Source organism: Rhizobium sp. P1_E6, assembly GCF_056405875.1.
In genome coordinates, this window is the sequence record NZ_JBFUBG010000029.1 from 53820 (window position 1) to 64365 (window position 10546).

Here is a 10546-nt window from a genome sequence, read left to right on the forward strand (position 1 = left end):
CCATGTTTTAGGATGACAGGATCGCTGCGCAACAATATACAGTCAATCTAGACCGGATCCCGCCGGCCTTGATCATGGATTCTTGGATCACGCATGAAAGACTGGCATCCCGATCTCAGCCGCTCCTCGAGCCCCCGTTATATGGCAATTGCCGATCTGATCGAAATGGATCTGAAAGGCGGGGTACTGGCAGTAGGAGACCGGCTGCCACCGCAGCGGGAGCTCGCAAAACGCCTCAATATCGATTTCACGACAGTGGCGCGCGGTTATGTGGAAGCGCAGAAGCGCGGGCTGGTGGATTCACATGTCGGCCGCGGCACCTTCGTGACCGGCGGGCAGGGCAGGGAACGGCACGACGTTTTCGCCGATACCGCGCCGGATCCGCGCCGGACTTCCGTGGTCGATTTTTCGATGAACTTGCCGCCGGAGCCCGACGATCCGGAGTTGGTGAGCCACATGCGTGAAGGCATGGCGGCGGTGGCCGCCAATCTCATTCCGCTGCTGCGCTATCAGGGATTTGGCGGCTCCGGCATGGACAAGGAGGCGGCTGCCATCTGGCTTGGCCGCCGTGGGCTGGTGCCCTCGCAGGAGCGCATTTTCGTGACGCCCGGCGCCCATCCGGCGCTGCTTGCGATCTTCGGCCTGCTGGCAAAGCCCGGAGAGACCGTGCTGTCGGAAAACATCACCTATCCCGGCATGCGCTCGATTGCCGCCCAGTTGCGGCTCAATCTCTCCGGCCTGCCGATGGATGACGAGGGCATCTTGCCGGATGCATTCGCGGAAGCCTGCGAGCGGCTGGCCCCAAGAGCACTCTATCTCAATCCGACGCTGCAGAACCCGCTGACACTGACCATTCCGGAAAAGCGCCGCAAGGAGATCGCAGCCGTCGCCCGCAAATATCATGTGCCAATCGTCGAGGACGATGCCTATGGCTTCATCCCGCTGCATGGACCACCGCCGCTGGCGGCAATCGCGCCTGAGCTGACCTGGCATATCGGCGGCCTTGCCAAATGCATCGGCGCCGGCCTGCGGCTTGCCTATGTGGTGGCGCCGGACACCAAAGCGATCTGGCCCTTCGTCAGTGCCATGCGCACCAATAATGTCATGGCCTCGCCGATAACAGTGGCGCTCGCGACCCGTTGGATCGAGGATGGCACGGCAGATACGATCCTGCGTTTCATCCGCTCGGAGGCAGGCGCGCGCCAGCAGATGGTGGCGAATATCCTGCTAGAGGGTAGCTACAAGGCCGATCCGATCAGCTTCAATATCTGGCTGCCGCTCACCAATGGCTGGACCCGCTCGACCTTCGGCAGCCACATGCGCTCCTCCGGCATCGGCGTGGTGGCAAGCGATGCGTTTACGGTGGAGGGGCCTGCGCCCGAAGCCGTGCGCGTCTGTCTCGGTGGACCGATCAGCCGCGAAAGGCTGAAAGGCGCACTCGACTTCATGGCCCACGCGCTGGAAGGTCCACCGGAGATGTCGGCTTCGTTCTTCTAGGGTGGAGCTTCGGGCTCGTAACGCCGGTCCGTCCAACGTCATCAAAGTCAGTAATGAAGACCCCGCCCCAACCCCTCCCCACAAGGGGGAGGGGCTTAAGCTGCTGCGCCCGCCTGCCACTTCTTCTTCGAGGTTTCAGGACGGATGGGGCGGTGCGACAGATCAGTCGCCCCCTTGTGGGGAGGGGTTTTCGAACGCGCAACCTCGTCCGGTTAATGATTGGACCTCCCGCCATCCCGCTCCTCTCGCACCCCGCAAACCCCATCCCCAAAATCTCTGCGTCATTCTGACGAATAGACTGGCAATCCGCTTCAATGTAATTATATTGTATGCATACATTATGAGGCATTGAATGGATTTCATCAGTGCCTCGCAACGTCGAAAAGCGAGATCGCCATGGACACCGAATATCCTCCTCTCCCTCCGATGCAGACCGGCATCCGGGGCCGCTGCCCGCGCTGCGGACAGGGACATATGTTCAAGGGTTTCCTCACGCTGAAGAAGGAATGCGAAGTCTGCGGGCTGGATTATTCCTTCGCCGACCCGGCCGATGGCCCGGCCTTCTTCGTCATCTGCTTCGCCTGTGTGCCGAGCGTGCTGCTCGGTGTGTGGCTGGAAGTTGCCTTCTCCGCGCCGCTCTGGGTCCAGTTTCTGGTGACCGGCCCCTTCATGTTCGCCACCTGTATCCCGCCGCTGAGGCCGCTGAAGGGATGGCTGGTCGCAAGCCAGTATTTCTACAAGGCCGAAGAGGGCAAGCTCGCCTGATGTCCGTTCAACCTATGTGATGGGGCGGGAATGAGCGGCTTGCGAGGTCGTACCGGGGCATTGCAGGCTGCCCTGAACCTCAGATCTTGAAGACCTTATCTATCCCGCGGCGCGGAATGATGATTTCGACAAAGTGGGTGGTGTTGCGTATGAGGCAATGCGCCCCAAGGACCTCCTGGCGGTCGTCGGAAGCGCGATGTACGGTGAGATGGCCGGCGGCTCCGACCTTCTGGTTATCGAAATAACGGATATTTTCGCCGGGATCGCTGGCCGAAAGACTGATGGAAACGACCTTGTTGTCCTCCTTGGTTATTGCCTCATAGTACTTGAACATCAAATCGGTTCGGTCGATGAAGAAGCAGCGGCGCGACGGTGACAGGCCGTTGACATGGACGTGATCCAGCACGTCTCKATGGAAGATGATCGATTCCTTGCTGCCGCGCTGGTTAGGCGAAAAATATTCAACGAAATAGTCATTGATCGCCTGTCCTTGATCGTCTCGGACGTAAATGACGATCTGAAGATACTGATGGAGGGCATTGGTATCGTCAGGCATTGTCTTTCCAAGCTGCTCAGGGGTGCTTGCCGCAGTCGCCTCGCTAATCTTTCGCCAGTCCTCGGCGATCGCAGCATATTCGGCTTTGCCATTGCATTTCAGCGCCTGCAAAATGAGCTTGCCGAGACGATCCGAAATGTCTTCGTTGGCCCCGCTTTGTTCGTCCGGCTTTATGATGGAGCTGTGGTCCCTGTCCGGAAGAATTGCAAAAGGGAAGAGCACGTCGCCGGCGCGGACATGCCATGGCACGGGTACAACCTCTGTATCCTTCTCGCTGTGTGAGAAATCCACCGTGAAACCGCGAACGTTGAGGTTGGCGGCTGCGCAGCGGATCGTTCCGTCACTGCCGTTCTCGTTGACGATTTCTCTCAAGACGTCTTCATAACCCTTGGTTCCGATGACGACGAAAGGCATGATTTTATCCGGCCCATAGGGGCCGGCAGACTCTCCTGACGGGTCGAGCAGGTCGCGCAGTGCGAGATCCCATTGMTATTCGGAGGCGAGTTCCAATCCATTMAGCGTCTGCGTGCCCGTCTGAAACCAGTTGTTCCATCCTTTGATGACGCGGCCGAGCATGCTCTTGCCGGTGGAGGCGAGCCGCGAGCCGAAATTGGCTGGCGCCAGCATTACCAGCCTCTTGACCGGGCACTTCGCGGCATCGGGGTAGAAGCGGGAAATCCATTCGCGCGCAACAAGCCCGCCTGTGCTGTGCACGATCATGTCGAAGGGCGGCGTGAGCCGGCGGTTTCTGATCGCCTCGTTGACCGCAATATCCATCCTCGCCGCGACATCTTCGATGCGGACATCGTCATCAAGCGAAATGTAGTCGGCAAGCAGAATCCGTTGCGCATTGAATTTATTTCGAGCAAGAAAATCGCGAAGTGAAGTGAAGGACTGGGCCGTGTCACTCCAGCCATGCAGAATTGCAACATCAGCAGGCATTATTTTCCTCCCATGTTCCGAAATACGAAAATCGGCTCAAAATTATATTTCATTCAGGTGAGCTAAGATCCCAGCGGCGGATCATATACTTATTGTGTGCAATTGGAAGTTTTATTTATTGTTATATGCACGGGATTCTGCGCTCGCGAATGCATCGCGGCGCTCTCGAGGTCAGCCAAAATGCCGCAGTCATCGGGCGGCAAGACCTCTTGCAACTAATGTACCGATAAGTACAATACATAACGAAAGGTACAAACCAACCACGGAGACCAGATATGCCCGCACCGCTTCCCCCCTTCACTCATGAAACCGCAACCCAGAAGGTCCGTCTTGCCGAAGACGGCTGGAACAGCCGCGATCCGCAGCGCGTCTCGCTCGTCTATACGCCCGGGAGCCAGTGGCGGAACCGCGCCGAATTCGTCACCGGTCGCGCTGAGATCGTCGCTTTTCTTACGCGCAAATGGGCGAAGGAACTGGATTACCGGCTGATCAAGGAACTCTGGGCTTTCACCGACAATCGTATCGCCGTGCGCTTTGCCTATGAGTGGCATGACGACAGCAACAACTGGTTCCGTTCTTACGGTAACGAGAATTGGGAATTCGATGCCGAGGGCTTGATGCAGCGCCGTTTCGCCTGCATCAACGATCTGCCGATCAAGGAATCGGATCGCAAGTTCCACTGGCCGCTCGGCCGGCGGCCCGACGACCATCCGGGCCTTTCCGACCTCGGCCTTTGAGGCTGAAGGTGACCAAAGGTGAGTTGTGAAGACCGTTTATGAACGTGCCGATGTCGTGCCGCTGCTTGCGGAAATCTTCCGCGAGCTCGGCTACGAGGGCACGACATTGAGCCGCATCACCGAGCGTACCGGCATCGGCAAGGGTAGCCTCTATCACTTCTTTCCCGGTGGGAAGGAGGAGATGGCGGCCTCCGTCCTTGCCGATGTCGACGGCTGGTTCGAACGCGCCATCTACGAGCCGTTGCGCCATGACGATGCCAGGGCGGCAATCGATGCGATGTGGGCGAATGTCATGGACTATTTCCGCTCCGGCAGCCGCATCTGCCTCGTCGGCGCCTTTGCGCTGGACGAAACGCGCGAGCGCTTCTCGCCGGTCATACGGGATTATTTCGTCCGCTGGATCGAGGCGCTGCGCCAGGCGTTGGTCCGCGCCGGTTACTCCGGGGAGGCTGCTCTTGCGGCAGCCGAAGAGGCGGTATCAGGTATTCAGGGCGCGCTGGTGCTCGCGCGGGCGCTGGATGACAAGGATATGTTTCGCAGGACCCTGGACCGGCTGGCCGGCAGGCTGACTGCGACGAAACGTGAGGGATAGGCGGTGACCGCTGCGTTGGCAGGAGCACGAATGCTGGCAACGCGGGGAAAGCGGGTGAGGGGTCCAGGACGTCCTCACCCGGCAGGATTGTATCTAGGAGTCGTTCTGCGAGGGCAGGCGGACGGGGCGCGGATTCTCGCGCTGCGTGCGTACCTGGCGCYACTCGTTTTCCATCTGGTCGACGACGTGCTGGGGGATCTTGGTCGGAGTTTCTGCGGTGGTCTGCATCGTATACCTCTCTTCCTCAGCAAGGATGTGCTTACGAATTGATGCATCGCACAATAAAAACTGCGTGTAAATAAACCAGCGTCACACTTGAAACGATTTAGTTAATTTCAATCGATTAAGCGAACGTTAACCACAAAAGACCTCTGAGAGCCGTATCATGACTGTCTCGCTCGACCGGCAATTCTTCTTCGACACTGTGCAGCACTCGCTGTTCAAGGGCAGCCTCGCGCCGGGCCAAATCGAGGGCATGAACGCCATCTTTGACTACTGGGACGCGAATTTGGCTACCGCAGATCGGCGCTGGCTGGCCTATATATTAGCCACCGCGTTTCATGAGACGGCTTACACGATGCAGCCTGTGCGCGAGACGCTGGCAACGAGTGATTCGCGCGCCGTCGAGATTCTCGAGGCCGCCTTTGCGGGCGGCCGGCTCTCCTGGGTGAAGACGCCCTATTGGCGGCCGGATGAGGATGGCAACAGCTGGCTCGGCCGCGGGCTGGTTCAGCTGACCCACAGGCGCAATTACGAAGCGATGAGTGAAGTGACCGGCATCGATCTCGTCGCTCGTCCCGACCGGGCGATGGAAATGGCGCCGGCCGTGACGATCCTGATCGAGGGCATGCTGCGCGGCAGCTTCACCAGCCACCGGCTTTGCGACCACCTCAATGAGGAGAGGGAAGACTGGATCAGTGCGCGCCGCATCGTCAACGGCACCGACAGGGCGGAAAAGCTCGCCGGATACGGACAGGCCTTCCTCGCTGCGATCCGCACGGAGCAATGCGGTTCGTGGACTTGATCTAACGCCTTGGCCGGCGAGCTTCCGCGATGTCGAAACCGCTGGAGGCTGATGACTTCCGCCTGCCAGCCGACACGCTATCGCGACGATGCAGCTGACATTGCCCTGCCGCCGGTTTTCAGCGATAAAATGCATGCCGAGGTGTTGTCGTGAAAGCTCCAAAGCAAAGTCGTGGACCGCTGTTTGAACCGCTTCAGCTGCCTTGCGGTTTGACCCTTGATAATCGAATTGCGAAATCGGCGATGTCGGATTCACTCGGCGACGGAACCGGGCATCCGACCGTTGCGCAGATGAGGCTCTATCAACGCTGGGCCGAAGGTGGATTGGCCGTATCCATAATAGGAGAGGTCCAGCTCACCTCCGGCTACGCCGAGAACCCCGGTAACCTGGTGCTCAATGAAGCATCGGACCTCGAACAATTCAGAAAACTTGCTCTGCACGGCAGCCAAAACGACACCAGGCTCTGGCTGCAACTCGGTCACGCTGGAGCTCTTGCCTATGCACCGACAAGCAACCCGAAGGGTCCGAGTGCTTTCGACGTGCAAGGCCTGCGTTGCGCGGAAATCACCTTGAAGGAACTAGGCCGATTGCCCTCGCAATATGCAACGACAGCCCGGCTAGCGCAGCAGGCGGGGTTTGGCGGTGTGCAAATTCACGCGGCACATGGATTTCTGCTGAGCCAGTTTCTTTCACCGTTGTTCAACAGGCGGCGCGATGCATACGGAGGGGAGATCGCCCATCGTATGCGGATTCTGCTGGAAGTTATCGAAGCAACCCGGGTCGCTGTCGGACCGGCTTTCCCGATCGCCGTGAAACTGAATTCTTCGGACGAACTGGAAGGAGGGTTCGACGAGGATGACGCTCTCGAAGTGGTGACGGCGCTGGACCGATCTTCGATCGACCTGATCGATATCAGCGGCGGGACTTACTTTCCTGGCGCAAAATCAGCCTCCGACAGGGCGGGCCGGAGGCCCTACTTCCTCGAATTCGCGAAACGCGCACGCGCTGTCACAACCAAGCCTCTTATGCTGACGGGCGGTTTCAAGACTCGCGGGCAGGCCGAAGACGCCGTGGCATGCGGTGCCGTCGACATTGTCGGTCTTGCGCGCGCACTCGCCCTTGAGCCTTCTCTTCCCAATCTTTGGAAAGAAAACCAGAGATCGGAGCCGTCCTTTCCCAGGTTCCCAAACGCTCCGGAGGGCGGGATCACCGCATGGTACACGATGCGGCTCGCCGAGATCGGTGTTGACAACGATCCACCCGATTCCAGCGACCTCGAACAGGCCGTCCGCGACTATGCGGAACGGAACAAGCATCGAACAAAAGTCTGGTTGGCTCACTTTGCCAAGGAGGCAGCCGGAAGCAACTGAAGCCGACGACGCCAGCCTTATCTGGCGGATGGAACGGTTATCGGTTTCTGACTAATCGCGTTCCATCGTCGCGAGGATAGCGGCCGCCATCCGTTTCGCCTGGCGGCCGGGCTCCGCTGAGCGAACCACTTGGGCTACGGCCGTTGCTCCCTCATGAAGAATATTGATTTCGTCCGCCACACGTCTTGGGTCGCGGAACCGTGCGGCATGAGCAAGTTCTTCGAAATAGGCGAGCGTCAGGCGCTTGTGCATGCTGGCGGCACGAAACACGGGATCGACCATGTCCTTGTGTTCTCCCGTGGCGGCCATAAAGCTGCAGCCCCTGAAGTCCTTGTCCTTGAACCAGAGCTGTAGAAAGTCGAACGTCAATAAAATCCGCTCTGCCGGATCACTTGCTCGCTTTTCCACAAACTCGCGCATCTCACGGCGATCCTCCTCGTCGCGCCGCTCGAGCGCGGCAACGATCAGATCCTCCTTGGTCTCGAAGTGCCGATACAACGTCGTTTTCGCGACGCCGCTTTCCGCGATAATCAAATCGACCCCCGTTGCCTGGTACCCTTTCTCGTTGAACAGACGGAGGGCCGTTTCAAGAAGATGGTCCCTGATCTCTGATCGCCGCATTGTCACACCTCAAACAGAACTGATCTGTAGCGATAGTTAGGTGTTCCAGCGACCAATGGCAATGCACAAGCGCAGACAATTCCTCTGAACACCGCTTGCTGGATTAAACTTGCAGGCCTTCGCTATCGAAGGGTCGCGACGATCGCGCTTTCGTGACTTGGAAACGATACAGATCTGTAGTACATCGTTATAAACGATACAGATTGGTATCGTTTCTTCTTGGAGGCGAGAAGCCTCTGGAGATCAATTCAATGGGAGAAGGAAATGACCCAAGCTATCAAACATATCGGCAAGCAGCCGAAGTCCAGGAGCACCTTCGGCATTTTGCATCTGGCGGACACCTATGGCCGCGCGGCGACAACCGCCGGCCTCTATGTTTCGATCGCCATGATATATGCTTGGTTTGGCGGCATGAAATTTACGGCCTACGAAGCGCAGGGACTGGTCGATCTGGTCAGTAACAGCCCTCTTGTAAGCTGGATGTATGCGATCTTCAGTGTGCGAGGCTTTTCGAGTTTTCTTGGCGTCCTGGAACTGAGTATCGGCACACTCATCGCAGCAAGGTTCATTAGCCCGGTTTATTCGTTACTCGGAGGCGCCCTGTCGTCCGGACTGTTCGTCACCACCATCAGCTTTATGATTACGACCCCTGGCGTGGTTGTCCCCGAACTCGGGTTCCCGGCCATTTCGGTCGCCCCTGGTCAATTCTTGCTCAAGGACGTCGGGCTTCTGGCCCTATCGCTCTGGATTGCAATGGATTCCCTTCTCGCGATCCGCTCCGCCAGAGCCTAGATCCGAAAGCCCGGCAGTTAGCCTTTGTGCGAACGCCCTGATCCAGCTCGGATCGGGGCGTTCGCCATTCACTGAAAGCGAAACTCGTGCCATTCTGCGAAGAGCGATCTTCTTCTCTGAACGGAGGATTGGTGCCGTGGACGGGTTGCTCGGCGGGGCGGGGGCGAAAGCTTTCGAGACATGGGCGGGTTTCAGCGTTATCGGCACGCTGAGCTTCGTACTCGGCTTTGCGATGAACTACGGTTCGATCTGCACCTTCATCGCCACGACCGAGTTGGTTTCCGAGCGCCGACCTGCGCGGTTTCTCGCTTTAGCCGAATGCGCGGTGTGGGCTGCCGTCGGATATATCGTCCTCGATACGTTGCCGGCCATGCAGAGTGGATGGTCTCCCTTGCTTCACATGGTCGGCGCAGCCATCCTCTTTGGCGTCGGCGTATACGTGAACGGTGCTTGCGTCTTCGGATCGGTCGGGCATTTTGGCAACGGGGAACTGGAGTTCGGCTTCACGTTCCTCGGAATTCTGGTCATCCTCTCCCTCGATGCAGTACTCGAACTCCGCCCGGATCCAATGCCAATCAGCGCTGCACCGCCGCTTGCGCTGGAAGCTTTGCTGGTGGTTCTGCCCGCAATTCTCTTTCTGAGACTGGCCGTCTCTTTCAGATCCGAGACGAACTTTCGGCGGCTAACGCTGGCAATGGGTACGATTGGCATGACTTCGGCCACCTTGTCAGCGTTCGCCCCCCGCTTCTCTATCACCACCTCGATTGGATCGATGCTTTCGATCCCGGTGACGAGTTCGCTGATTTTTGTCTGCATGTTCGCAGGCAGTCTCGTTTCGGCGAGAATTCGTCGACATCTTTTTTCGCTAACCTGGCCGACATGGAGAAGTGTGTCGCGAAGGATAATGGGCGGCATTCTGATGGGCTTCGGGGCGCTCCTTATCCCTGGTGGAAACGACACGCTCCTGCTCGTCGGCCTCCCGATGGGAGCGTGGCAGGCGTTCCTCGCTTACCTTCTTATGGTATCGGCGCTTGCCGCGCTGATCGCCGGATTTGGTTCAGCGGCGCAATCTTGGTCGTAACATCCGGCCGGGCCGCGAGGCTCAAGCTTTATCGGTCACTGCGCATACTTGATCTCCGACCTCCGACGCCTCCATCCGCTCGATGAACTTACAGCCTGACGCGGCATTGTGGCCCGGTTGAAGACCCGGTCGGCGCGTGTTATCGCCCGGCTCAGGCCCAGAGAGTTCAAACCCCGCGAACTGCCACAGGAGTGTCCCGCGTGATCCGCCATATCGTCTTCTTCACCGTGCCGGAGGAAAACCGCGAGGCGGTGCGCAAGGGGCTCTCCATACTGACGGGCATTCCGCATGCGCTGAAGCTGGAAATCGGCGAGAACGTCAAGACCGACCAGTGGGGCAATGCGATCGATTTCGTCGTCTACGGCGAATTCGAGAACGAGGAGGCGCTCGCCGCCTACAAGGCGCATCCCGATTATGACCTTTCGACCCGTACGGTAAAGCCGCTTAGGGATGCCAGGACCGCAGCCGATTTCGATAGCGATAAGGCGGTCACCAGACCCCTGCAGGATTGACGATGGCAATTGGCGCCGCTTTCGGTGCAGATCTATCCAATTGGAAATGAATAGGAA

General features: G+C 58.5%; 11 protein-coding genes. 9 read left to right on the forward strand and 2 right to left on the reverse strand.

The annotated features are described in order from the left end of the window. The first annotated feature begins 93 nt into the window (after positions 1–93). Both AC1D35_RS16575 and AC1D35_RS16580 read left to right on the forward strand, forming a co-directional pair. Positions 94–1497: an aminotransferase-like domain-containing protein gene (locus AC1D35_RS16575; RefSeq protein WP_113310063.1), complete on the forward strand. Its 1404-nt coding sequence runs from the start codon at positions 94–96 to the stop codon at positions 1495–1497. A 396-nt stretch (positions 1498–1893) separates the two neighbouring features. After that, complete coding sequence (locus AC1D35_RS16580) at positions 1894–2262, forward strand: DUF983 domain-containing protein (protein WP_113301639.1); 369 nt, start codon at positions 1894–1896, stop codon at positions 2260–2262. 79 nt (positions 2263–2341) lie between these two features. On the opposite strand, the gene AC1D35_RS16585 is transcribed toward AC1D35_RS16580, so the two are convergent. After that, positions 2342–3760, reverse strand: coding sequence for an esterase/lipase family protein (locus AC1D35_RS16585; RefSeq protein ID WP_477939110.1), 1419 nt, complete (start codon positions 3758–3760; stop codon positions 2342–2344). A 275-nt stretch (positions 3761–4035) separates the two neighbouring features. Here AC1D35_RS16585 and AC1D35_RS16590 point away from each other — a divergent pair, with 275 nt between their 5' ends. The 4 genes from AC1D35_RS16590 to AC1D35_RS16605 all read left to right on the forward strand — a co-directional run bounded on the left by AC1D35_RS16590 (position 4036) and on the right by AC1D35_RS16605 (position 7483). Then, positions 4036–4497: a nuclear transport factor 2 family protein gene (locus tag AC1D35_RS16590; protein WP_113310065.1), complete on the forward strand. Its 462-nt coding sequence runs from the start codon at positions 4036–4038 to the stop codon at positions 4495–4497. A 25-nt stretch (positions 4498–4522) separates the two neighbouring features. Then, positions 4523–5089: a TetR/AcrR family transcriptional regulator gene (locus AC1D35_RS16595; protein ID WP_113310066.1), complete on the forward strand. Its 567-nt coding sequence runs from the start codon at positions 4523–4525 to the stop codon at positions 5087–5089. Between the two features lie 385 nt (positions 5090–5474). Beyond that, positions 5475–6113 (forward strand): lysozyme family protein, encoded by a 639-nt coding sequence (locus tag AC1D35_RS16600; RefSeq protein WP_113310067.1) that lies wholly within the window; start codon positions 5475–5477, stop codon positions 6111–6113. 149 nt (positions 6114–6262) lie between these two features. Next, the gene (locus tag AC1D35_RS16605) at positions 6263–7483 is read left to right on the forward strand and encodes an NADH:flavin oxidoreductase/NADH oxidase family protein (RefSeq protein WP_113310068.1); all 1221 of its coding nucleotides are present in this window, start codon (positions 6263–6265) and stop codon (positions 7481–7483) included. A gap of 51 nt (positions 7484–7534) precedes the next feature. On the opposite strand, the gene AC1D35_RS16610 is transcribed toward AC1D35_RS16605, so the two are convergent. Continuing rightward, positions 7535–8104 (reverse strand): TetR/AcrR family transcriptional regulator, encoded by a 570-nt coding sequence (locus AC1D35_RS16610; RefSeq protein ID WP_113310069.1) that lies wholly within the window; start codon positions 8102–8104, stop codon positions 7535–7537. Positions 8105–8368: 264 nt separating this feature from the next. On the opposite strand from AC1D35_RS16610, the gene AC1D35_RS16615 reads away from it, so the two are divergent. From AC1D35_RS16615 to AC1D35_RS16625, 3 genes are all read left to right on the forward strand, one after another. Next, positions 8369–8896, forward strand: coding sequence for a DUF417 family protein (locus AC1D35_RS16615; protein ID WP_113310070.1), 528 nt, complete (start codon positions 8369–8371; stop codon positions 8894–8896). Between the two features lie 136 nt (positions 8897–9032). Beyond that, on the forward strand, positions 9033–9977 hold the full coding sequence (locus tag AC1D35_RS16620) for a YeeE/YedE thiosulfate transporter family protein (protein ID WP_477939114.1): 945 nt from the start codon (positions 9033–9035) through the stop codon (positions 9975–9977). Positions 9978–10177: 200 nt separating this feature from the next. Beyond that, positions 10178–10489, forward strand: coding sequence for a Dabb family protein (locus AC1D35_RS16625; protein ID WP_113310071.1), 312 nt, complete (start codon positions 10178–10180; stop codon positions 10487–10489). Positions 10490–10546 lie beyond the last annotated feature (57 nt).